This is a genomic window from Desulfovibrio sp. 7SRBS1 (assembly GCF_049723905.1).
Lineage (GTDB): Bacteria > Desulfobacterota > Desulfovibrionia > Desulfovibrionales > Desulfovibrionaceae.
This window is the reverse complement of sequence record NZ_JBJKFD010000001.1, coordinates 4,381,908-4,403,945: the sequence shown is the minus strand read 5'-3', so window position 1 is coordinate 4,403,945 and position 22,038 is coordinate 4,381,908. Positions and strand designations below refer to the sequence as shown.

Genomic DNA, 22,038 nt, shown 5'->3' with positions numbered 1-22,038 from the left:
AACCCTCCGCAGGCTGCTGCGCAAAGCAATGCTCCGGTTTTCCATCTCTATTTAAGGAGAGATGAGAGCCGGAACGCGCTCCAAACAGACTTCTTGCGGACGGCTGTACGGAGTTTTCTGCCGGACAACTTGTTCCGGCCGCCCCTTGACGCTACGAACAAGGGCGCTTTCACCTGTGGCGGAAGCGCCTTTGTCATACGTTGTCGCCCTATCGGGCCGAACGTTGCCGGGCCGGATACTGTCCGAGCCTGGGCGCACACAACAAATTTCCGCGCCGGTAATCCGGCGCATAGCCAATAACGGCAATGGAGAATAATTTATGAGTCGCATGGTCACACGTTTTGCTCCCAGCCCCACGGGATTCCTCCATGTGGGCGGAGCACGCACTGCCATTTTTTCCTGGCTTTTGGCCAAACACAATCAGGGCCGCTTTGTCCTGCGCGTGGAAGACACGGACCGCCAACGCTCCACACCGGAGGCCACACAGGCCATTCTGGACGGCCTGAACTGGCTGGGACTGGACTGGGACGAACTTGAATACCAGAGCCAGCGCACCGAGCTGCACAACCAATACATCGACAAGCTGCTGGAATCCGGCCAGGCCTACTGGTGCGAATGTTCGCCCGAAACAGTCGATGCCATGCGCGAAAAAGCCCGTGAAGAAGGCCGCAAGCCCAAGTATGACGGAAGCTGCAGGGACAAGAACCTCGGCCCCGGCGAAGGTCGCGTGGTCCGGCTCAAGGCTCCCCTTACAGGCTCCACGGATTACATGGATATGGTCAAAGGCCATATTTCCTGGCCCAATCAGGAAATGGACGACATGATCCTGCGCCGCAGTGACGGCAGCCCCACCTACAACCTGGCCGTTGTGGTGGACGACCACACCATGGGCATTACCCATGTGCTGCGTGGCGAGGACCACGTTGCCAACACGCCCCGGCAGATACTCATCTACCAGGCTTTGGGCCTTACCCCGCCCGCCTTCGGCCATGTGCCCATGATCCTGGGGCCGGACAAGAAAAAACTTTCCAAACGCCACGGCGCTACCAGCGTCATCGAGTACGAGAAAGACGGCATTCTGCCCGAAGCCATGCTCAACTATCTGACCCGCCTCGGCTGGTCGCATGGCGATCAGGAGATTTTCTCCCGCGAAGAACTCATCGAGTTTTTCACCACGGACAACCTCGGCTCTTCCGCCGCCGTGTTCGACACCACCAAGCTGCACTGGCTCAACGCCCAGTACATTAAGGAAGCCGATCCCAGGCGCATTGCCGAACTGTTGCTTCCTCTGCTGGCCGAACGCGGCATTGAAACCAACGACACCGAAGCCATTGCCGCCCTGGTGCCCATGTACGCCCCGCGTTCCAAGACCCTGGTGGAAATGGCCGCGGGACTCGACTTTTTCCTGGTGGACGACGACAAGCTGGTCTACGAGGAAAAGGGTGTAAGCAAATTCATCACGGATGAATCCAAAGTCCATATCCGCGCGATCCGCGAAGGCCTCGACGCCCTGCCCGAGTTCAGCGAAGAGGGTATCGACAAGGTTCTCAACGGATACGTGGAGACCAACGAACTCAAGTTCAAGGCCATTGCCCAGCCTATCCGCGTGGCCATTACCGGACGCACCCAAAGTCCGGGCCTGCACGAAACCATGCTCGGCCTGGGCAAGGAAAAAACCCTGGCCCGCCTGGACCGCGCCTTGACAATGTAGCAGAGCTTCCCACAGAGACAGTCAAAGGGGCAGAAACCATATGGTTTCTGCCCCTTTGTTATTTCTTGGAGAGCCTGTAAATGTGAAAAGCTGCAAAGCAGAAATCAAAAATGCAAAGCTGCGTTTGATGATGGTGTTGTGGGCAAGAAATGCAACGCAGCTATCGCCCTCCACCCCACCAAAGACACACGCAAATCAAAACTGCCCGCCGTCACCATCGGTTCCGCCCCGGGTAGGGGGCGGAGAATGGAGGCGAGAGCGAGGCGCGAGAAAAAAGCGGGACCGCCGCGTATTCCTCATACACAAGGGTCCGCTTTTTTCGCTGCAACGAAGCTATCGCCCCTTCCTGCCCGTCATAACAATACGCAAATCAAAACTGCCCGCCGTCACCATCGGTTCCGCCCCGAGTAGGGGGCGGAGAATGGAGGCGAGAGCAAGGCGCGAGAAAAAACGGGACCGACGCGTATTCCTCATACACAAGGGTCCGCTTTTTTCGCTGCAACGAAGCTATCGCCCCATTATTCGCCCCCTACCAGCGGTCGTAATGCACATTTGCTGCATCATAGCGATCTTGGGGCTTCAAATCCTGGTCGGGATAGCCAAGTACAACATATGCCAGAGGAATCACGTTTTCCGGAAGATTGAACTGGACGCTGAATTTTTCAACACGGTCCTGTGTGGGATAAATGCCCGTCCATACCGCACCGAGGCCTTTGGCGTGTGCGGCCAGCAGCAGGGTCTGCACTGCGGCGGCACAATCCTGCACCCAATAGCCGGGATATTTTTCCTTGCCCAGGTCGCCGCAGACCAAAACGCCCACAGGAGCCTTGGGAGCCATGGCCGCGTACTGGTTGATTTCGGCCACAGCCTGCCGCTGCCCCTGGTCGCGTACCACGACGAACTGCCAGGTCTGGGCATTTCCGGCGCTCGGTGCGCTCATGGCTGCGGACAAAAGCTCGGTAATAAGTTCCTCGGATACGTCGCGGTCCTGATATTTACGAATACTGCGCCTTGTGTGGATGGCTTCCAATGTATCCATAGCTCGTTCCTCCCTCTATCTTTTGTTCGTCCAACTTCCACAAACTCTGGTTTGCAGAAACCTTTTCGCCAATACACCTTAAATGCCCCGGCTCCATGAATCAAACATTCATGGGGCACCCATCGCATATACATAACCATCCGCCGACAATGAGTACACCCTGTTCCTCAAAAGAATCCGCCCACTCCCCAGTCGAAAAACGTACTCAACAAGCTGAAATAAAATATTTTATTTTCAAACAAAAAATACCCCGAACATCCACTCTTCCACACACCAAAAACAAAAAGTCGGCGATTTTTTTAAGATTTATAATATGATTTTCCAATTTTTCCTGCTGTAATGCACTGCAAGACGAGGCTGACACAGCAGACTGTTTTGTATATTTGCAAATCACTCAACAAGTTACAAGACAAGCTGTTTTTTGTGCAACGCCGAGGATACCATTTGATGGAACGATAATAGAAAGTCTATTTTTTTGCATATTAATGGACAATGCAATTTAAATAGGTATGATGTTGTGTCATTATTTTCGATACACATCAGATGTTTCAACATTTTATAAAGTAGCTTCTCACACAATGAATGATTTACTTCAGGATTCACACTCCATGCAACTAGATCTTCGTCAGGTGGACAGAGTAACTGCCCTTATGGCGTGGCTCACATACCATAAGGTTGAACGCCGGGCCCTTGCGGCAAAAATAGGTGTGCAACCTTCTGCAATAACCCGCATCATTCGTGGAGTCCGCTCCACACAATGGATCATCGAAGCCATGGTCCGGGAAGGAATTCCAAGGGAACTGCTCCCGGAGCCAGGTCCAGGTCCGGGAAGACCCCGACGGGAAGAACTGGACGAATTCACCGATTCATAAGTCTCCCTGCATTGACGGGAAAGCGGTTTGTTCCGTACGCCGCTCACGCTTGGGCATTGCTCTGAAGGCAATGCTGAGATAACTTCGCCTTGACAGAAGACATGCACCACTTGTCACTGTTTCGAGTATCGCCGCATGTCCGGCGTTTGGAACCGCCCCCGTCATCCATGCACAGGAGAGTATACAATGAGGCTGCTGGTCCATTACGTTGCGGCCGTTTTCGGGCTGCTCATTTACGGCGTCCAGGTCTGCCCCTTTTTGGAGTCCATGCCTTCCCTGCTGCTCGGGAGCATTATCCTGGGCTGGTTTGTCCTGGCCCTCGCTCTCCGTTTTTTCATCCTTCCCCGATATGTTGACACGGCCCCTCTGCTTGTCCGGCCCGGACGGCAGTTCATCTTGGAATTCTGCATGGTGGCGGGAGCCGGTGCGGGCATCGCCGTATTCAACACCGTGGTCTACAATTTTCCCCTGGCAAGCGGCCTCAAAATACTTCTGGGCAGCCTGCTCTTCAGCTTCTTTGCCGGAGCGGACATGGCTCTGCAGCGGGAACGGGAAAACATCCGGGAAAGCGGCCTCCATTCCAGCCCACCGGCAAAGCTCTTTCCGGTAACGCGAAAATTCATGCTCTCCTCCCTGGCGGGCATGATTCTGGTCTCCACCGTGCTCATCCTGGTCATCGTTAAGGACCTCGACTGGCTGGTCACGGCAGGTTCCGATCCGGAAAACCTGCTCATGGCCTCCTTTTCCGTAGCCGGAGAAATCGTCTTCATCATGGCGGTCCTCATTGCCATGACCCTCAACCTCATCATCTCCTATTCGCGCAACCTCAAGCTGCTTTTCGCCAACCAGACAGGCGTGCTGGAGGATGTGGCCCTGGGCAAGCTGGACCGCAAAATTCCAGTGGCCACGGGTGACGAATTCGGCCTCATTGCCGGACGAACCAATGAAATGATCGACGGTCTGCGCCATCGCATAGAGCTTATTTCGGCCATGGAAGTGGCGGAAGAAGTGCAGGGCAATCTGCTGCCCGTGGAATTTCCTTTCATGGAGAGCATGGAGGTGGCAGGGCGCAGCATCTACTCCGATGAGACAGGGGGAGATTACTATGATGTTTTCCCACTACCATCGGACAAGGAAGATGAAAAAAACACCCTGTTCGCCATCGGCGACGTCACCGGACACGGCGTGGGTGCTGCCCTGCTTATGGCTGCTGGAAGGGCCTACCTGCGCATGGCAGCCCAAACCCCAATCGGCCTGGATGGAATATGCGCCCAGGTCAACAACCGCCTCTACCACGATGTAGGAAATTCCGGCCGGTTCATGACTCTTTTCCTCCTGGCAGTACGGGAAGAACAAACCTCGGACGGTACAGCCACCACCCTCAGCTGGGTTCGCGGCGGTCACGACCCGGCCATTCTTTACGACCCGGGCACGGACGCATTTTCCGAACTGGACGGAAAGGGCATGGCCCTGGGAGTTCTGGAAGACTTCGAGTTCCAGGAGAGCTCACGCTGTGCACCAGCTCCCGGCAGCGTGCTGCTGATCGGAACCGATGGGATATGGGAAGCGCACACGGAGAATGTTCCGGGTGGCGAAGTAAAAACCCTTGAGGAAAATATGTTTGGCAAGGAGCGCGTCCGGCAGATTCTGCGTGCACAGGCCCACCGGACGGCAGAAGAGATCGTTCAGGCCATTCTGGACGAACTGTCGGCATTCCTCGGCCCGGTCAAGGCAGAGGACGACGTCACCCTGATGGTCTTCAAATTCAAAGGACCACAAACCTGAAAAACGTGGTTTGCAAGTTCGTTCACGCCGCTTCCGAAATTTCAGGCGGCGCAAGGCGGGCTATGCCCGCCATGACGTGTCGCGTGTACAACTTGTATTTGATGATAAAAAATGGAGCGGACACGACACTAACGCCAGTAGCTGACCGCCCGGCACAGGTCCTGCCCTTCGCGACGGACCGCATGGAGCATGCGGCGGCCGCCCTTGGCGCAAAACGCATTTTCCGGGTCGCTCGGCTGTTCCGAACAAGCGGAGACAATTTTTTCCCCGCGGTGCCCTTCACTGCGAAAGCCGATATCCAGGCCCACAGCGGAGTGCTTGTCCCACACGTCGTCCGGTACGCTTTCAAGACACAAGGACACGAGCTTGGCGTTGTTGACGTGTCCGTTCATGTCTTCATCAAAACGTCTGGCCCGCAAATTCGTTTCATACCCGGCCTCACGCAGGCGCGGCAGCGAACGCGAAGGAAAATCCAGAAGCCCCGGATTGATGCCTTCCGGAACCGCCTTCATCAGACTTTCGTCCAAAGGTGTCATGCTGCGGCTGGCAATATCCATGTGCAGCCAGGAACTCGTGGCCCTTCCCAACTCCTTCCCATCCGCGTCCAACAGCTCGAAATCGCGAAAGGCATGGTATTTGTCGCGCCCGCGGGCAATGGTGTGCAGAGTCATGGGTTCCTGAAAACCGGGCAGACGGTTCATCAAAAAATACAGTCTGGCCAGGACCCAAATCCGCCCCTCGTCCAAAAGACGGGAACGGCTGTAGCCCAGATGTTCGGCATGAACCGATGCGATTTCCTGAAGAAAATCCGCCAGGGCGGGCAAGGTGATGCACCCGTTTGTGCCGCAGTGATATACTCTGACTGGATATGTTTCCGTGTGTTCGTAGATGTTGTCTTTCTGCATGATCCTCGACTGTTTTTACGGCCCGCGACAAATCAGCGGGGCTTTTTTGTTTGCACACGACGGTGCGGGAACAACAGGCCATGTCCGCCGTCCTCTCCCGGAAACAACAAAGGGAGCGTTGTGCGCAAAATCCTCAGCGGAGTCTAAAGACACCACCGCACGGCGAACAGAGCTCGTCGTGCGGCGCGGCAAACGACATGGCGCGTCAAAAAACACAGCGCACAGGCGGATGGTATGGAATGCCCGCTAGGACTTCACCGCCATGCACTTGACCTCGACCAGCCCTCCGAGCGGCAGAGCGGATACTTCAATCACCGCACGTGCCGGACGATGCTCGCCCATGAATTCCGCATAGATGGCATTGAACTCCTGGAAACGTCCCAGGTTGGTTACAAATACATCCACGGAAACGATATTTTCTATACCACAGCCCGCCTCGGCCAGAATGGCCTTGCAGTTGGACAGGGCAAGCCGGGCCTGCGAAGCGAAATCGGCAGCCAGACCGCTGCCTTCTGGGTCCAAGCCCAGCTGGCCGGAAACCAAGACCAATGAACCGGCCTGCACTCCCTGTGAATAGGGACCGATTGCCGCCGGAGCTCCGGATGTGGCAACAAACTGACAAATGCTCATTTTTTCTCCAGAAAATCGGCCGCCTGCTCCGCCCAGGAACGAATGGCGTCCGAACTGGCATGGGGAGCCAGGTTGAATTTCAAGCCTTCGAGAGCAATGAAAGCTCCCTTTTCCCGGGCGCGCTCCTGAACAGAATCAACAGCTTTGCAAAAATTTTCATACCCTTCGTCGCCGCTGCCGAACACGGCCACGTTTTTGCCGGACAGGTCTACCGAGGCCATGTCCTTGTAAAACGTCTTGAAATCTTCGGTAACTTCATCCCGCACAGCGCCCCAGGTGGAAACGCCCAAAAGAAAGAGGTCGAAATCCTCGCTGAAAGCGTCCACCCCGGTATCGCGCACGTCACGTACCGTTGCCGCCAGTCCCCGCCCTTCCAACACCGCAGCCATCATGGTTGCCGCAGATTTGGTGTTTCCTGTCTCGCTTCCGTAGATCACAAGAATACCGGACATGAAATCCTCCTGTGTTCGGGTGGAGTGGACGAGCCGACAAAGCGCCGACGCCTCGTCAGGGCAAACGACCTTTATATTCCATCAGAATCCATACGCAGCATTTCCCGTATGTCGGCCTCTTTGAGGGAATACAGCGCATCCAGGAAATGCAGCTGCAGTGTGCCGGGACCATGGGCCTGGACAGCGGCGGTTTCCCCGGCCATGCCCATAAAGGCCATGCCGTGGGCAGCGGCTTCCAGGCCGGAGGGATTTACCGAGGCGAACGCACCAACAACCGTGGTTGCAGTGCAGCCCATCCCCGTAACAAGCGGCATGAGCTGATCGCCATTCATTATTCTGTAGGACCGTTCACCGTCGGTTATAAGGTCGAACGCTCCGCTTACGACCACAATGCAGGCATATTTGTGCGCCAGCAGTTTTGCGGCCCGTACGGCGGCCTCCGTATCGTGCGCACTGTCCACGCCTTTGCACGAGGCTTCCTGCTCCGAAAGGCCCGCAGCATGGGCCACGGCCATTATCTCCGAGGCATTGCCCCGCACGATGCCGGGCGAGACCTCGTTGAGAATGGCAAGGCTGGTTTCCGTACGCAGACAGGTTGCCCCCGCTCCCACAGGATCGAGCACCACGGGAATGCCTTTTTCCCGGGCGGCCAATCCGGCCCGGCGCATGGAGGAAATCCACGGACGCGAAAGCGTACCGATATTGATGACCAGGGCCGAAGCAATGGCAACCATTTCGTCCATTTCCTCTTCGGCATGGGCCATCACCGGCGAGGCACCCAGGGCAAGCAGGGCGTTGGCCGTGGTGTTCATAACCACGAAGTTGGTGATATTATGAATGACGGGAGCTTTTTCACGTATGGCGCAGAGGTCGTCCCAAACTCCCTGGGAAAAATCGTGCATGTATCCTCCGAAAATGTGCCATCGGCACATGAAATGACATTGAAAATCCGTCTCCAAAACGTCGCAAGGAGCCACAGGGCAAGGAGATCAACCGCCCATTGCGGTTCCGGGCAGTCTGCGGCTATAGTGCCGCCCGATACGGCTAATAGATATGCCCGACGGAACGGAGAGTACTCAATGCAATATACCGTACGCGATGTCTTGTCCATGGAAGTGGCCCCCGCACTGGGTTGCACAGAGCCCATAGCGGTTGCTCTGGCCGCTGCCTCAGCCACCGACCTTCTCCCCTCGCGAGAAATCACCTCCATCAATGTGGTCGTTGATCCCAACATTTTCAAAAACGGCATGGGGGTTGCCATTCCCGCGGCCCATCACGGCAAGGGGCTGGACCTGGCTGCAGCAATGGGCGCGCTGGCCGGAAACGCCTCCGCCCGGCTTGAAGTGCTGCGCGATGTGGACGAAGCCGCATTTGAACAGGCCAGGAGGCTGGTTGCCCAAGGCATGGTACAGCTCACCCACCGCAGTGAACGCGGCCTTTACGTGAACGTCGAGGTGGAATCAAAAAACGGCGACAGAGCCCGTGCAGTCATCCAGGGCCGCCACGACGCAATCGTACTGCGCGAACTCAACGGCCAGCTTGTGGAGTCCGCCGAACAAACGGCCCAAAGCAGCAACACCACCTCTGGCGAAGACATGCGCATGTGGCTGACCCAACGCAGCATTACCGATCTTATCGGCCTGCTCGACGGGCTGGAGCAGCAGGACTACGATTTTCTCCGCAAAGGGGTGAACATGAACCTGGCCCTGAGCCGCTACGGCCTGGAGCACAAATGCGGACTGGGCGTAGGCAGAACCCTGGAACGGCTGACCGAACGCGGCATGATCGTACGCGACGCCATCACCGAAGCCCAAATTCTGGCCGCAGCGGCAGCCGATGCCCGGCTGGCCGGTGCTCCCCTGCCAGCCATGAGTTCGGCGGGAAGCGGCACCCAGGGGCTTGGAGCCGTGCTCATCATCTGGGCCGTGCGCAAACGTCTGGGAACTTTTGACGAACAGTGGGCTCTACGCGCCACCGCGCTCAGCCATCTGGTAACGTCCAGCCTCAAGGGGCGCATCGGCAGGCTTTCCGCCATGTGCGGTTGCGCCATAGCTTCCGGCGCAGGTGCTGCGGCCGGTATTACCCATATGATGGGAGGCAATGCGGAAGCCGTAAGCGGAGCCATCAAAAACGTTACCGCCGACCTGGCCGGAGTTATCTGCGACGGAGCAAAGGCATCCTGCGCGCTCAAACTGGCCTCGGCCGCCCGATGTGCCGTACAGGCCGCATTGTTCGCCCTGGAAGGCGTGGTTGCCGGGGAAAACGACGGCATAGTCTGTGCCGCAGCAGAAGACACCATGGACGCGCTGGGCCGATTGAGCAACGAGGGGATGCCCGCTACCGACAGGGTCATCCTCGACATCATGTGCACCAAAGAATGTAACAAGTTGTAAATGACAGGCATGGACCCTTGCCGAACTTGCGCCGGATGCGTATATTTTCGACGAAAGACTCTTTTGCAGGCCTTGCTGAAAAACGGAATCCGTTTCCCAATACATGGAATATCGCGTCGCCCTCCATGGCCGGAACTGGTTGCCATGAAGCGGCAAAAGAGCCATGAACACACCGGGTGAAACTCTTTTCAAGGTCGCATCCCGGTAATTTGCAGACGTCACAGCAGGAGCAGTTCCATGCCTCGCACCGGCTACATAGAACCAACCGGCCCCCTGACCAAGCCATCCATTGTGCGGAGCGGGGAAGACCCATCTGCCAATCCGGATATTGCGCGGTTGCCGGACAATATGAAGCAGGGTGCGAGCCAGAGAATGCAGCAACTTTCCTCGGAAGTCTCCACGGACGTCTCCTACCAGGCTGTACGGGAAGCCGATTATTCTGCCGAAAGCGAGGCCATGGCCGCGGCGGAACAAGTTGCGAACGAACAGGCCGCCATGCAGGCAGCAGCAGCCGTATCCGTCTCGGATGTCCCGATACAGCGCGTAACGGGCGGAGCGGACGACCCGTCGCTGCAGCAGGCGCAGGGCCCCGTGCCCGAACAGGAAACCGGCTATATTGTGGATGCCGTGGGCTGAATTCCTCCGCCCGCTCAGCTCCATTCCGGCCTGAGTCGCCACTATTTACTTCGTACACCACCTTTAGCTTTTGCAGCGGATAGCCATGCCAGCAGTAAACAACACAAGTCCAATATTGCTTCGCCCAGTCAATGCACTGGGCAAGAAATCTTTGGATATTCTTAATGAAATAGGGAGGTTTTCCATATTTTCCGGCAAGGCGATAGTTCGTATATTCTCCCTGCCGCTCCAGATCCGGAAAACCGTGGATCAACTTTTTTTCATCGGCGTCAAATCCTGGCTGGTCATTTTCCTGGTGGCCCTGTTCACCGGCATGGTGCTCGGCCTGCAAGGCTATTACACCCTGGTGAAGTTCGGCAGCCAGGGCATGCTCGGCGCCGTGGTCGCCCTCTCGCTCATCCGCGAACTTGGGCCGGTACTCACGGCCATCATGATCATTGCCCGGGCCGGTTCCTCCATGGCCGCAGAAATCGGTGTCATGCGCATCTCCGAACAGATCGACGCCCTCGACACCATGGACATCAACCCGATACGTTTTCTGGTGAGCCCGCGCGTGGCCGCCTCCATCATCAGCTTTCCCCTGCTCACCGCCCTGTTCGATGTGGTCGGCATACTGGGCGGCTACATCACCGGGGTCATGATGCTGGACATCAACTCGGGCATCTATTTTTACCGCATCGTATCCAGCGTGGACATGCTCGACGTGCGCGGCGGCTTTGCCAAGGCGCTCTTTTTTGCAGTCATCGTCACCGTCATGTGTTGTTACCAGGGGTACTACACCCACACGCGCAAGCACGGCTTCGGCGCCATCGGCGTAAGCAACTCCACCACAACGGCCGTGGTTCTGTCCTGCGTGCTGGTCCTTGTGGCGGATTACGTCCTCACCTCAATGCTCCTGTAATACCATGCGAACTCCACTCATAGAATTCCGCGACGTCACCAAAAGCTTCGGCTCCCGTACCATTCTGGACAGGGTCAGCCTGCAGGTTTTCGAAGGCGAGGTCAGCACGATCATCGGCAAAAGCGGCGTGGGCAAAAGCGTCCTGCTCAAGCATATCATCGGCCTGCTCCAGCCGGACCAGGGGGATATCCTGTTCAACGGAACCCCTATCGGCAAAATGTCCAAAGCGGACAGAGCCATGCTCAAGAGCCAGGTCAGCTACATGTTCCAGAACAATGCCCTGTTCGACTCCATGACCGTGTTCGAGAACATCGCCCTGCCCCTGCGCGAGCGCACCCGCCTTTCCAAGAAGGAAATCCATGAACTGGTCATGGAAAAAATCGACATCATGGAACTGTCCGAAGTGCCGGACAAGTACCCGTCGCAAATTTCCGGGGGCATGCAGAAACGTACGGCCCTGGCCCGCGCCCTGGTCACCCAGCCGCGCATCGTGCTTTTCGACGAGCCCACCACCGGGCTGGACCCACTGCGCAAGAACTCGGTGCTTTCCATGGTCGCCCACTACCAGAAACGCTTCGGTTTCACCGCCATTCTGGTCAGCCACGACATCCCGGACGTGTTCTACATTTCCAACCGCATCATCATTCTGGATAACGGACGCACCTTGTTTCAGGGCTCTCCCCTGGAACTGGAGCAGTCGAAACACATCGTGGTTGCCGATTTCATCCACAGCCTCGAACAATTGCAGAACGAACTCATCGGCCTGGAGACCCGGCACAGCCTGGAACGCAATTTCCTTATGGAAAAAGAGCACCGTCTGCACCCCCCCTATTCCCTGCTGACTTTTGAAGTGAACGACCTGGAGCGCATCAGCGAAGAGGTCGGCCACCTGGCCGCACAGCACATAGTGGAAGTCCTGGCAAAACATGTTTCCGACATCTGCGGCGAGTCGTGCATCATGGGACGTTTCAACCGCAACACCATTGTAACGCTTCTCCCCCATACCGATAGAACCGGGGCCAGAGCTGTGCGTGACCGGATAGGCGAAGCGCTGCGGCAAGAAGATGTCTTTCACCATAAAATCTACCACAAAGCCTGCACCGACTTTGAAATTCGGGCGGGCTACGCACCCGGCGACGACGGTGTGGATCTTGAACAGCTTGTCCGCCAGGCATCCGGGGACCTCAAGGTTCTGGCTTCCCTGAGCTGCGGACAGAAGAGTCGAGAGTAAGGAGTTGAGGCAATGAGAAAATTCTCCCTGGAAACAATGGTCGGGCTGTTCGTTCTTGTATGCATGCTCTGCGTCGGCTACCTGACCGTCAAGCTGGGCAAGATGGAACTGGTGGGCGAAGACTACTACCCGCTCAAGGCGCGTTTTCGCTCCGTGGCGGGGTTGCGTGCGGGCAGTTCCGTGGACATGGCCGGTGTGGAAATAGGCAGGGTGGCCGAAATCAAGCTCGACCCCCAGCGCGCCCTGGCACTGGTTCTTATGAAGATTGAAAAGGACGTCCCTGTAACCGACGACACCATCGCCTCGGTCAAGACCAGCGGACTTATCGGCGACAAGTACATAAGCCTTTCCCCCGGCGGTTCCGATATCATTCTCAAAGCAGGAGATACGATAACGGAAACAGAATCTGCTGTGGACATTGAAGGGCTGATCAGCAAATATGCCTTTGGCAGTGTGAAAAAGGAGTAATTCTGTGAACAATGTGTTCGCCCGCCCTCTGGCCCGCTTCCTGATCCTGTTTTTTTTGCTGACGCTCACGCCCGTCTCGGCCCTATGCGCCAACGACCCGCAGCAGTTCATACAGACGACTGTGGACAAGGTTCTTTCTGTACTTGAGGACCCCAAGTACAAAAGTGAACAAGGCAAGGTGGAACAGGCCAAGGTTCTGCGCAAGCTGGGTGACGACATCTTTGACTGGGTGGAGCTTTCCCGGCGCACTCTTGCCCGCAACTGGAACGAGCTCAATACGGAGCAGCGCAAGGAATTCGTACACCTGTACGCCGACCTGCTGGCCTCAACGTATATGGACCGGGTTCAGAGCTATGCAGGGCAGAAGGTCAGCTTTCTCGGCCATGAAATGCTCTCCGACACCAAGGCCCAGGTCAACTCCATAGTGGACAACCAGGGCAAGGAAATTCCCTTTGTCTACCGTCTTATTTTGCGCAGGGGCAAATGGGGCGTGTACGACGTGCAGGTGGAAGGCGTAAGTCTGGTAAAGAACTACCGGACCCAGTTTGCCGACATCCTCTCCAACCAGACGCCGGACGAAATGCTCAAAATACTGCGCGAAAAGATAAACACCCGAGACAAGGAATAATCGGCCCAAAGGATACAATATGAAGTTCGCTCAACAGACACGCCTTTTCGCAACTCTGTTTTTGCTCCTCCTGGCGCTTGCACTGAATGGTTGCGGAAGCAAGGATATGTCCGCGTCCATGACACCGGGCGGATACCCGGGTTCTCCCGGAGCCATTCCCCTGGCATCCATGGAACTGGCCGGACACTATACCTACATTGCTCCCGCCGACGGACATGCAGAGCTCAAAGGCCTAACCCTGCTGGCAATGAACGACGCAGTTGCTGCGGAATTTCCGCCTGTTCTTCTGGCGGATGGTTCAGCCCCCAAATTTTCTCCCCAGGCGAACAAAAGCGAAACCAACCGTGAAGAAATGCTGGACCTGGACGCGGATTATGTGAATGACGACTTCGGCGACTACAAAGGGGATGCCGAACCCGCACATCCCACCCCGTCCGTGCCCGATCCGTTTGAAGGATTCAACCGGGCCATGTTCCAGTTCAACGATTTTCTCTATTTCAACCTGCTCAAACCCGCGGCCATAGGCTACAAGGCCCTGGTCCCACAGCCCGCACGCATCGGCGTACGCAACGTCTTCTACAACGTCCGCTTTCCCGTGCGTTTTGCCAACGACCTGCTGCAGGGCAAATTCGTCAACGCGGGCAGGGAAATTCTCCGTTTTCTCGTGGATACCATCTTCGGCTTTGGCGGACTGGTCCGGTGCAGCCGCGACCACGACCTGCTCAACCCGCCGCCGCAGGACCTCGGCCGGACCTTCGCGACCTGGGGTATCGGCTCCGGCCCGTACTTTGTCTGGCCGCTGTTCGGTTCCAAAACCCTGCGCCAGACCGTGGGCGATATGGGCGACACCTTTGCCGATCCCATCTTCTGGCTCACGCCGCCCTGGTACCCGCCGTACCTGATCCGCGCCGGAGAAGTGATCAACGATACGTCCCTGCAGATCGGCGAATACGAGGCGCTCAAGGAAGCCGCCATTGATCCGTACACCGCCATCAAGGACATCTACATGCAGTACCGCAACCGCCCAGACAACGATCGGATGGACGGCGACTCCGGTGCCCCGCAAGCCACCCCCACGGGAGGCAATTGATCCGGTGCGTGCCGTGGACATCATCGCGGCCAAACGTGACGGCCAGGAACTGAACGCCAGCCAAATAGACTTCTTCATACGAGGCCTGGGGACCGGGGAAATACCGGACTACCAGGCCTCGGCCTTGCTTATGGCCGGTTTTCTGCAGGGGTTCAGCCATGCCGAGGCCACCAGCCTGACCCGCAGCATGACCCATTCCGGGGCCGTGCTGGAGTGGCCTGGGCTGACCCGCTCCTCTGTTGTGGACAAACACTCCACCGGAGGCGTCGGCGACAAGACCTCGCTGATCGTGGCCCCCATCTGTGCGGCCCTCGGCCTGTACGTTCCCATGATTTCCGGGCGCGGGCTGGGCCATACGGGCGGTACGCTGGACAAGCTGGAAGCCATTCCGGGCATGAACGTCCGCCTCAGCCTGGACGATTTCGACAGGCTTGTCCGCTCCCACGGGCTGTGCTTCATGGGCCAGACAAAGGACATTGCTCCGGCAGACGGACGGCTCTACGCCCTGCGCGACGCCACGGCCACAGTGCCCCATCGGGCGCTTATCGCATCCAGCATTCTTTCCAAAAAATGCGCCGAAGGCATCGGCGGACTGGTTATGGACGTAAAGACCGGCTCCGGTGCGTTCATGCAATCGGAAGACGACGCCAAGGCCCTGGCTCGCGACCTTTTGTCCATAGGCAAGGGCATGGGGCTGGAGATGCGGGTGCTGGTAACCTCCATGGACACGCCCTTGGGCGCTTGCGCGGGCAATGCCCTGGAAACTGCGGAGTGTCTGCGCATCCTGCACAATATTTCCGACGACCAGGCCAACAACCAGGCCGACCTGCGCATGCTCTGTCTGGAACTTTCCGCCCACATGCTGGTGCTGGCAAAACGCTTTGAAGATGTGGAAACAGCCCGAGCCAAGGCCGAACAGGTACTGGAAAACGGCGATGCCCTGCGGAAATTCCGTGATGTGGTCATTGCCCAGGGCGGGGACGCATCTGTGGTGGATGATCCCGGACTGCTGCCCAAGGCAAGGCTGATTCACCATGTATGCGCCGCACGGGACGGATTCGTCAGCCGCACCGACGCCCTGCTTTGCGGCAAGGCCTGCGTGCTGCTTGGGGCTGGTCGCAACCGGGCGGAAGACGACGTGGACCACGCCGTGGGGCTGGTGCTGCGGGCCAAGCCCGGCACCGCCGTACATGCCGGGGATATTCTGGCGGAAGTCCATGCCAATGACCAAAGCAGGCTGGAGGCGGCCCTTCCCCTGGTGGAGCAGGCCTTTTCCATTGCTGCCACCCTGCCGCAGCTTCCCCCGCTTATACTCATGTGATGTTCACAAAATACGTGAACGTATTTTGTGAAGGACCGCGACCAGAAAAACGCGATTTTCAGGTCGCTCGCGCCGCTTCAGGCGGCGCATGGCGAACGATGCCCACCATGTTGCGTGCGCGTATGCTGCTGCATTTTTAATCAAACGGATATAGCGGAATGCGGCACGCGAAATTTTCTGAACCCCAATCCGTTGAAAAGCCTTACCGCTCCCTCTCCAGGCCAAAAGCCAGGGGAAGGAGATCGCGCACGGCCATGGGTGTTTCCATGCCGGGAACTATGAGCAGGGCGTCCGGGGCGAGTTCGACCAGCCATTGGCGGCAGGCACCACAAGGCATGGCTCCGGCGACTCCGCCCTGTGCAGGTGCGTCCACACAGGCCACGGCCACGGCCGTTACCGGGCCTGTTGCCTGCTCTCCGCCCGCCGCAATCCAGGCGGACAGGGCAGAACGCTCCGCGCAAAGGCTCAAACCGTAGCTTGCGTTCTCCACATTGGTTCCAACAAACACATGGTCACCGGCCAGCACTGCCGCGCCGACCCGAAATTTGGAATACGGAGCATAGGCCCTGTTCGCTGCATTCCGGGCCAGGCTGAGAAGATCCTGCAAATCCATCACCCCATCCTTTTTCAACGCTCGGGGCATCGTCCGCCCAAATGGTCCTGTCCGGTCCAGGACTGCTTGTCCTCCAACGGCTCGGCATGAATAAGCACATTGGCATTGGGAAGTTCCTTGCAAATCCGGTCCTCGATGGCACAGCACAGATCGTGGGAGTCCTTGACCATGGTTTCGCCCGGTACCAGCAGGTGAAATTCCACAAAACGGTTGGCCCCGGCCTTCCGGGTCCGCAGGTCGTGGTACGATGCTTTCCGGTCTTTCAGAATGGCGCTGATGGCAGCCTTGATGGTTTCAATTTCGGATTCGGGCAGGGAGCTGTCCATAAGTCCCGCGGCGGAACGGCGAATCAGCCCCACTCCGGCAAAGGCAATGTTCACGGCCATTGTTACGGCAATGAGCGGATCGAGAAAATGCAGGGAGGCCGGAGCAATGAGCATGACGCCCAGGCCGGCAACCACGCCCACCGACGTGTACACGTCCGTCATCAGGTGTTTCGCGTCGGCTTCCAGAGTAATGGAATCGTATTCTTTGCCAGCCTTGAACATGGCCCGGGCCGTGAAAAAATTGACTGCCGCGGCCACAATAGCCACCACCAACCCCGGCCCCAGATTCTCTATGGGCCTTGGGTCGAGAAAGCGGGAGATGGCAGCCACGGCAATGCCCACGGATGCCACCAGAATGAGAATGCCCTCCACCCCGCTGGAAAAGAACTCGGCCTTTCCGTGACCATAAGCGTGGTCCGAATCCGGCGGCATATGCGCCACGGTAAGGGCGATCAGGGCCATTATGCCTGCCGCAAGGTTCACCAGCGACTCGGCCGCATCGGAGAGCAGGCCGACAGAGTCGGTAAGGTAGTACGCACCGAACTTCAGCACGATGGTGGCTATGGACGCGGCAATGGAAAGATAGGCGTACTTGCGTATTCCAAGGCTCATAAACAGGTTACTCCGCTGCAGCAGAACATGATTTTTTTTGACCTTCCGCAGAGCCAGCCCGCGGTTTTCAGCGACTGCAAAACACGTTATGACGACTGTGCCATTCGCAAATTATACAAAACATGATTTGCACAGACGCGCAACTCGGACCCCAATGCGGGCCGACCTTCCAGCGCCTGAACGCAGGGCGAACTCACTCCGCCGCCGATGGCACCGCTTACCGACCGTCCTTTTGGTTTTACGATGTACCTGGCCGCAACATTAGCGAGTAGAGATACGCAACTCAACGGGAAACACCATGAAAACACTTTTTCTCATTGCCGACGGCATGGGCGACTGGCCCATCGATGCCCTTGACGGGAAAACCCCTTTGCAGGCGGCCCGCACACCCCACATGGACGCACTGGCCCGGCGCGGCGCAATGGGCCTGTGCCGCACGGTCCCCGAAGGCATGCCTCCCGGTTCCGACGTGGCCAACATGAGCCTGCTCGGCTTTGACCCGGCCCACCTGCATACCGGACGCGGCCCCATTGAAGCGGCAGCCCAGGGCATCGACGCCGGACCTGACGACCTGATCTGGCGTCTCAATGTGGTCACCCTGGACGGGTTGCACCCCGGCGACCACATGCGCGACTACTCCTCCGGCCACATTGCCACGGCAGAGTCCCACAAGCTCATCCACCGGCTCCAGGCCGAACTGGGCGACGACCGCTTCCGTTTCGTGCCCGGCATCCAGTACCGCCACCTGCTGATAGAAAAAAACGGGGCCAAGGGGCCGGGTGCCACCACCGATATCCGCCCGCCCCACGACATCACCGACCAGCCCGTGGACAAAGATCTGGAAAGCTTTGCAGGCTACCCGGAACTGTTCGAGCTGGTCCGCAAAGCCGCCGACATTCTGAACGGCGAGGACAATCCCACCAAAGCAAACTCCATCTGGCCCTGGGGCCAGGGACGCCCCCTGCACCTGCCGGACTTTGCCGCCACCTTCGGCTGCAAGGGAGCGGTGGTTACGGCCGTGGACCTGGTGCGCGGGCTGGGCAAGGCCGCGGGAATGGCTACCCCGGAAGTGGTCGATGTAACGGGCCTGCTGGACACCAACTACGAAGGCAAGGTGGAAGCGGCGCTCGATTTCCTCACGTCCGGCGGCGATTTCGTTTTCGTCCATCTGGAAGCCCCGGACGAATGCGGCCATGCCGGAAACATTGCAGACAAGATCGAATCCATAGAGCGGTTCGATGCACGTGTGGTCGCCCCCATTGTGGCCGCCTTAGGCGCCGAGGCGCGCTACCTCATTGCCTGCGACCATCTTACGCCCATCGCCATCCGCACCCATGCTTCCGACCCGGTGCCTTTTCTCTATGCCGGGCCCGACACTCTGGAAGAAAAAACCGGAGTTGTATTCAACGAAGCCGCCTGCACCGCTTCCGGGCTGGTACTGGAAACCGGACACGAGCTGCTGCCGTGGGTTCTGGCCCGCTAGGCACACCATTTCCAACTGTTCCACGCCCTGAAAGCACCATCGTTTTCAGGGCGTTTTTTATTTCCTGTCAAAAAATAGACATTGCCACTCACATAATTATATCTTAGATGATGTAAGCTGCCACAGCACTGGCAAGTGCCCCCCGGAAAATGATTGCAGCCGTCTTTACGCTTCGTTGGCACGGCATGCCATTTTCACTCATTTTTTCGCGAACATTACGTTCGCCCCAAATGCCCCAACCCATCAAAACAATGGCAATTTGTTCCCCTCTCCGCTTTGTCAACCGCCACATCCAGGCGAAAGTCATCATGCAGCTTGCCCTGATGGGTTTGTGCGTCTTTGTCGCCATTGACGTCTACGACTACCAGACACAACTGCAGCGCATCCATAGTGAAATCTATCAGACAGGCACCAACATCCTCAACAGGCTGACGCAAAGCCTTACCCTGCCGCTATGGGATCTGGACGATACCACAATCCACCGCATTCTCGACTCGGAAATGGCCAACCCCAACGTGTGCTCCATTGTGCTCAGCAACAACGAGGGCACCATTTATGAGGGAAAACAGGAAAAAAAGGCAGACCACACATATTGGCCTTCCAACGGCACACAGCCCGAAGTTCACCATTTCCGGGGGAATGTCACTCTCAACGGCCACAGCATGGCCACGGTGGATATTGCCGTCACTCCCTGGTTCAAAAAAAAGCAGCTGCATATCACCATGGTCGCCAACAGCATACGCTGGTTCATCGTGGGGGTCGTTCTTGTTCTGATGCTGCTCTGGTTTCTCAAGCGCAACCTCATCCTGCCTGTGCTCCGCCTCTCGGAAATGGTCCAGAGAGTAACGCACCAACGCAATTACTCCTTGCGCATGCCTCCAGCACCACCCGATGAAATCGGTCTGTTGTACGCCAACATCAATGAAATGCTGGATGAAATCCAGGACAGGGACAGCCAGCTCAAGGTGTACAACGAAAAACTGGAACAATTGGTGTTTGAGCGCACAAAAGAGCTGGAAAATGCCAACCGGAAGCTCGTCATTGCCAGGGATAAGGCCGAAGAAGCCAACCAGACCAAGAGTTGCTTTCTGGCCAATATGAGCCACGAAATCCGTACGCCTCTGAATGCCATCATCGGGATGACCGATCTGGCTCTGGAAAGTTCTCCTCCGAGCAGGGTGCTCAACTTTCTGCGGATCATCCATTCCTCATCGCGCTCGCTGCTGCGCCTCATCAACCAGGTGCTGGACTTCTCCAAGGTCGAAGCCGGCAAGCTGGAGCTGGAAACAATTCCCTTCAATCTGAAGCTGGTGCTGGAAGAAGTGGCCGACATGTACCTCGGCCAATGCGCCACCAAAGGGCTGGAGCTGATCCTTGAAATCGACTCCGACGTGCCCGATGCGCTCATGGGAGACCCCTACCGGTTGCGCCAGATTCTGGTGAACTTGGTCAGCAACGCCCTGAAATTCACGGAACAGGGAGAAATACACATTACCGTGACGTGCCAGGAAAAAAGCGACCACAAGGTATGGCTCAATTTTTCGGTACGCGACACCGGCCCGGGCATTCCGGAGGAAGTTCAGACCTCCCTTTTTTCGTCATTTACCCAGGCCGACAATTCCACCACACGGCAATACGGCGGCACGGGGCTGGGGCTTGCCATCTGCAAAAGGCTTACGGAAAAAATGGGGGGCCGCATCCATCTTTACAGCCAGGAAGGCCACGGCAGCACATTCGCTTTCACCGTTCCCCTGGCACGGGATGCAAGCTGCCAGGAATGTTCCTTTGTTCTGCCTCCGGACCTGCACGACCTGCACGCCTTGGTAGTGGAGGACAACCCCACCCAGATGCGGGTAATAGAAAAAATCCTGCAAGGATTCGGAATACGTACCGACAGCGCCGCCTCTGCCAAGCAGGCCCTGGAAAGGCTTGACGCCACATGCCGGGAAAAACCTTACGACCTGATCTGCCTGGATTGCCGCATGCCCGGAAAAAACGGGCTGGAGCTGGCCAAGGAGCTTCACGAGAGTGAAGCGTACCATGAAATTCCCGTGATCATGCTGACCGCATTCGGCAGAGAAAACGAGGCCATGATCGCCAAGCAATACGGGGTAGCGGACTTTTTGCTCAAACCCGTCAAGCAGTCCCAACTCTTCAATTCGATAATGGGAGTTTTCGGCCACCACGATGAGCAGGCCTCCCCCGTTGGGCGGATCGTTCTGGGGCAGGAGGCCGCAAGTCTGCGGCGCTTCAAGGGCGCGCGCATCCTCGTAGTGGAAGACAACGTGCTGAACCAGCATGTGATAAGAGAATCCCTGGCTCTTTTCGAGTTTCAGGTAACCATTGCAGCAAACGGTCTGGAAGCCCTGGACCTGCTGGAAAAATCCACTTTCGACCTGGTATTCATGGACATACAGATGCCGGAAATGGACGGATTCGAAACCACCGCGCGCATCCGCCAGATGGCCGGCCTCGAAACCCTGCCCATCATCGCCATGACCGCGCATGCCGTGTCCGGTTATCGGACACGCTGCCTCCAGCGGGGAATGGACGATTACATCACCAAACCCATTGAACAGCGCCAACTCCACCGGATTCTGCTCCGCTGGCTCTCGAAAAACACCCTCGGGGAGAGCCACCATCCGGAGGACAAACAGACCACCCATCCCGTGCAGAGCCTCACGTCGGACGGTTTGCTCATCTTTCTCAAGGATCTTGAGTCCGGGATACAGACGCAGGACCCGGTGGTCATCGAAAAAATCCTGGAACGCATGGAAGGCCTCTCTATTCCCCAATTTGTCCAGGATGAAGTCCCGGCAATGACGCAGGCTTTGGAAGAATTCGATTTTGACCGGCTCAGGTTGCTGGCAGAGCAGATCAAATCCGAGGCACAACCTGTTTCCGAAGAAACAACCGACCAGAAAAGTTCAGGAATATAATCA

General features: G+C 57.3%; 21 protein-coding genes. 13 read left to right on the top strand and 8 right to left on the bottom strand.

The genetic code is table 11. The annotated features are described in order from the left end of the window. The first annotated feature begins 319 nt into the window (after nt 1-319). Nucleotides 320-1,711, top strand: coding sequence for a glutamate--tRNA ligase (gltX, locus tag ACI0FJ_RS19430; protein WP_424306199.1), 1,392 nt, complete (start codon nt 320-322; stop codon nt 1,709-1,711). A 529-nt stretch (nt 1,712-2,240) separates the two neighbouring features. On the opposite strand, the gene ACI0FJ_RS19425 is transcribed toward gltX, so the two are convergent. After that, nucleotides 2,241-2,750 carry a nitroreductase family protein gene (locus tag ACI0FJ_RS19425; RefSeq protein WP_424306197.1) on the bottom strand — a complete coding sequence of 170 codons (510 nt, stop codon included), beginning with the start codon at nt 2,748-2,750 and terminating at the stop codon, nt 2,241-2,243. Between the two features lie 608 nt (nt 2,751-3,358). On the opposite strand from ACI0FJ_RS19425, the gene ACI0FJ_RS19420 reads away from it, so the two are divergent. Together ACI0FJ_RS19420 and ACI0FJ_RS19415 are read left to right on the top strand one after the other, a co-directional pair. Then, a complete protein-coding gene (locus tag ACI0FJ_RS19420) occupies nt 3,359-3,622 on the top strand; it encodes a transcriptional regulator (protein WP_424306195.1) in 264 nt (87 codons plus the stop codon). Between the two features lie 186 nt (nt 3,623-3,808). Continuing rightward, a complete protein-coding gene (locus ACI0FJ_RS19415; RefSeq protein ID WP_424306193.1) occupies nt 3,809-5,407 on the top strand; it encodes a PP2C family protein-serine/threonine phosphatase in 1,599 nt (532 codons plus the stop codon). Nucleotides 5,408-5,535: 128 nt separating this feature from the next. On the opposite strand, the gene ACI0FJ_RS19410 is transcribed toward ACI0FJ_RS19415, so the two are convergent. The 4 genes from ACI0FJ_RS19410 to thiM form a co-directional block, all read right to left on the bottom strand. Next, complete coding sequence (locus ACI0FJ_RS19410; protein ID WP_424306191.1) at nt 5,536-6,312, bottom strand: acyl-[acyl-carrier-protein] thioesterase; 777 nt, start codon at nt 6,310-6,312, stop codon at nt 5,536-5,538. 246 nt (nt 6,313-6,558) lie between these two features. After that, nucleotides 6,559-6,942, bottom strand: coding sequence for a Rid family detoxifying hydrolase (locus tag ACI0FJ_RS19405; protein ID WP_424306189.1), 384 nt, complete (start codon nt 6,940-6,942; stop codon nt 6,559-6,561). Next, entirely contained in the window at nt 6,939-7,394 is a 456-nt protein-coding gene (locus ACI0FJ_RS19400) for a flavodoxin domain-containing protein (RefSeq protein WP_424306187.1), read from the bottom strand. The genes ACI0FJ_RS19405 and ACI0FJ_RS19400 overlap by 4 nt, the downstream gene beginning before the upstream one ends. A 71-nt stretch (nt 7,395-7,465) precedes the next feature. Continuing rightward, nucleotides 7,466-8,296 carry a hydroxyethylthiazole kinase gene (gene thiM / locus ACI0FJ_RS19395; protein WP_424306185.1) on the bottom strand — a complete coding sequence of 277 codons (831 nt, stop codon included), beginning with the start codon at nt 8,294-8,296 and terminating at the stop codon, nt 7,466-7,468. 177 nt (nt 8,297-8,473) lie between these two features. Between thiM and ACI0FJ_RS19390 the strand changes: the two genes are divergently transcribed. The 8 genes from ACI0FJ_RS19390 to ACI0FJ_RS19355 all read left to right on the top strand — a co-directional run bounded on the left by ACI0FJ_RS19390 (nt 8,474) and on the right by ACI0FJ_RS19355 (nt 16,062). Then, nucleotides 8,474-9,787, top strand: coding sequence for a serine dehydratase subunit alpha family protein (locus ACI0FJ_RS19390; RefSeq protein WP_424306183.1), 1,314 nt, complete (start codon nt 8,474-8,476; stop codon nt 9,785-9,787). Between the two features lie 237 nt (nt 9,788-10,024). Continuing rightward, nucleotides 10,025-10,423, top strand: a complete 399-nt coding sequence (locus ACI0FJ_RS19385) for a hypothetical protein (RefSeq protein ID WP_424306181.1) — start codon at nt 10,025-10,027, stop codon at nt 10,421-10,423. Nucleotides 10,424-10,508: 85 nt separating this feature from the next. Then, the gene (locus ACI0FJ_RS19380; protein WP_424306179.1) at nt 10,509-11,324 is read left to right on the top strand and encodes an MlaE family ABC transporter permease; all 816 of its coding nucleotides are present in this window, start codon (nt 10,509-10,511) and stop codon (nt 11,322-11,324) included. 4 nt (nt 11,325-11,328) lie between these two features. Further along, nucleotides 11,329-12,555 (top strand): ATP-binding cassette domain-containing protein, encoded by a 1,227-nt coding sequence (locus tag ACI0FJ_RS19375; protein ID WP_424306177.1) that lies wholly within the window; start codon nt 11,329-11,331, stop codon nt 12,553-12,555. 12 nt (nt 12,556-12,567) lie between these two features. Continuing rightward, complete coding sequence (mlaD, locus tag ACI0FJ_RS19370) at nt 12,568-13,023, top strand: outer membrane lipid asymmetry maintenance protein MlaD (RefSeq protein WP_424306175.1); 456 nt, start codon at nt 12,568-12,570, stop codon at nt 13,021-13,023. A 4-nt stretch (nt 13,024-13,027) separates the two neighbouring features. Continuing rightward, nucleotides 13,028-13,651, top strand: coding sequence for an MlaC/ttg2D family ABC transporter substrate-binding protein (locus ACI0FJ_RS19365; protein WP_424306173.1), 624 nt, complete (start codon nt 13,028-13,030; stop codon nt 13,649-13,651). Nucleotides 13,652-13,670: 19 nt separating this feature from the next. Beyond that, nucleotides 13,671-14,741 (top strand): MlaA family lipoprotein, encoded by a 1,071-nt coding sequence (locus ACI0FJ_RS19360; protein ID WP_424306171.1) that lies wholly within the window; start codon nt 13,671-13,673, stop codon nt 14,739-14,741. Then, entirely contained in the window at nt 14,707-16,062 is a 1,356-nt protein-coding gene (locus ACI0FJ_RS19355; RefSeq protein ID WP_424306169.1) for a thymidine phosphorylase, read from the top strand. The genes ACI0FJ_RS19360 and ACI0FJ_RS19355 overlap by 35 nt, the downstream gene beginning before the upstream one ends. Nucleotides 16,063-16,264: 202 nt before the next feature. Here ACI0FJ_RS19355 and ACI0FJ_RS19350 read toward each other — a convergent pair whose 3' ends face one another. Then, nucleotides 16,265-16,675, bottom strand: coding sequence for a cytidine deaminase (locus ACI0FJ_RS19350; protein WP_424306167.1), 411 nt, complete (start codon nt 16,673-16,675; stop codon nt 16,265-16,267). A gap of 14 nt (nt 16,676-16,689) precedes the next feature. Beyond that, complete coding sequence (locus ACI0FJ_RS19345) at nt 16,690-17,613, bottom strand: cation diffusion facilitator family transporter (RefSeq protein WP_424306165.1); 924 nt, start codon at nt 17,611-17,613, stop codon at nt 16,690-16,692. A 298-nt stretch (nt 17,614-17,911) separates the two neighbouring features. Between ACI0FJ_RS19345 and ACI0FJ_RS19340 the strand changes: the two genes are divergently transcribed. Further along, complete coding sequence (locus tag ACI0FJ_RS19340; protein WP_424306164.1) at nt 17,912-19,096, top strand: cofactor-independent phosphoglycerate mutase; 1,185 nt, start codon at nt 17,912-17,914, stop codon at nt 19,094-19,096. Between the two features lie 103 nt (nt 19,097-19,199). Here ACI0FJ_RS19340 and ACI0FJ_RS19335 read toward each other — a convergent pair whose 3' ends face one another. Further along, nucleotides 19,200-19,406, bottom strand: a complete 207-nt coding sequence (locus ACI0FJ_RS19335; protein WP_424306162.1) for a hypothetical protein — start codon at nt 19,404-19,406, stop codon at nt 19,200-19,202. Between ACI0FJ_RS19335 and ACI0FJ_RS19330 the strand changes: the two genes are divergently transcribed. Continuing rightward, nucleotides 19,405-22,035 (top strand): response regulator, encoded by a 2,631-nt coding sequence (locus ACI0FJ_RS19330; protein WP_424306160.1) that lies wholly within the window; start codon nt 19,405-19,407, stop codon nt 22,033-22,035. The two genes, ACI0FJ_RS19335 and ACI0FJ_RS19330, sit on opposite strands and share 2 nt — an antisense overlap. The last annotated feature ends 3 nt before the right edge of the window (nt 22,036-22,038 follow it).

What these genes read in the sequence shown, in the direction of transcription:
- gltX (WP_424306199.1), top strand. Translation starts at nt 320, where the DNA reads ATGAGTCGCATGGTCACACGTTTTGCTCCCAGCCCCACGGGATTCCTC.
- ACI0FJ_RS19425 (WP_424306197.1), bottom strand. Translation starts at nt 2,750, where the DNA reads ATGGATACATTGGAAGCCATCCACACAAGGCGCAGTATTCGTAAATAT.
- ACI0FJ_RS19420 (WP_424306195.1), top strand. Translation starts at nt 3,359, where the DNA reads ATGCAACTAGATCTTCGTCAGGTGGACAGAGTAACTGCCCTTATGGCG.
- ACI0FJ_RS19415 (WP_424306193.1), top strand. Translation starts at nt 3,809, where the DNA reads ATGAGGCTGCTGGTCCATTACGTTGCGGCCGTTTTCGGGCTGCTCATT.
- ACI0FJ_RS19410 (WP_424306191.1), bottom strand. Translation starts at nt 6,312, where the DNA reads ATGCAGAAAGACAACATCTACGAACACACGGAAACATATCCAGTCAGA.
- ACI0FJ_RS19405 (WP_424306189.1), bottom strand. Translation starts at nt 6,942, where the DNA reads ATGAGCATTTGTCAGTTTGTTGCCACATCCGGAGCTCCGGCGGCAATC.
- ACI0FJ_RS19400 (WP_424306187.1), bottom strand. Translation starts at nt 7,394, where the DNA reads ATGTCCGGTATTCTTGTGATCTACGGAAGCGAGACAGGAAACACCAAA.
- thiM (WP_424306185.1), bottom strand. Translation starts at nt 8,296, where the DNA reads ATGCACGATTTTTCCCAGGGAGTTTGGGACGACCTCTGCGCCATACGT.
- ACI0FJ_RS19390 (WP_424306183.1), top strand. Translation starts at nt 8,474, where the DNA reads ATGCAATATACCGTACGCGATGTCTTGTCCATGGAAGTGGCCCCCGCA.
- ACI0FJ_RS19385 (WP_424306181.1), top strand. Translation starts at nt 10,025, where the DNA reads ATGCCTCGCACCGGCTACATAGAACCAACCGGCCCCCTGACCAAGCCA.
- ACI0FJ_RS19380 (WP_424306179.1), top strand. Translation starts at nt 10,509, where the DNA reads ATGCCAGCAGTAAACAACACAAGTCCAATATTGCTTCGCCCAGTCAAT.
- ACI0FJ_RS19375 (WP_424306177.1), top strand. Translation starts at nt 11,329, where the DNA reads ATGCGAACTCCACTCATAGAATTCCGCGACGTCACCAAAAGCTTCGGC.
- mlaD (WP_424306175.1), top strand. Translation starts at nt 12,568, where the DNA reads ATGAGAAAATTCTCCCTGGAAACAATGGTCGGGCTGTTCGTTCTTGTA.
- ACI0FJ_RS19360 (WP_424306171.1), top strand. Translation starts at nt 13,671, where the DNA reads ATGAAGTTCGCTCAACAGACACGCCTTTTCGCAACTCTGTTTTTGCTC.
- ACI0FJ_RS19350 (WP_424306167.1), bottom strand. Translation starts at nt 16,675, where the DNA reads ATGGATTTGCAGGATCTTCTCAGCCTGGCCCGGAATGCAGCGAACAGG.
- ACI0FJ_RS19345 (WP_424306165.1), bottom strand. Translation starts at nt 17,613, where the DNA reads ATGAGCCTTGGAATACGCAAGTACGCCTATCTTTCCATTGCCGCGTCC.
- ACI0FJ_RS19340 (WP_424306164.1), top strand. Translation starts at nt 17,912, where the DNA reads ATGAAAACACTTTTTCTCATTGCCGACGGCATGGGCGACTGGCCCATC.
- ACI0FJ_RS19330 (WP_424306160.1), top strand. Translation starts at nt 19,405, where the DNA reads ATGCAGCTTGCCCTGATGGGTTTGTGCGTCTTTGTCGCCATTGACGTC.
- ACI0FJ_RS19335 (WP_424306162.1), bottom strand. Translation starts at nt 19,406, where the DNA reads ATGATGACTTTCGCCTGGATGTGGCGGTTGACAAAGCGGAGAGGGGAA.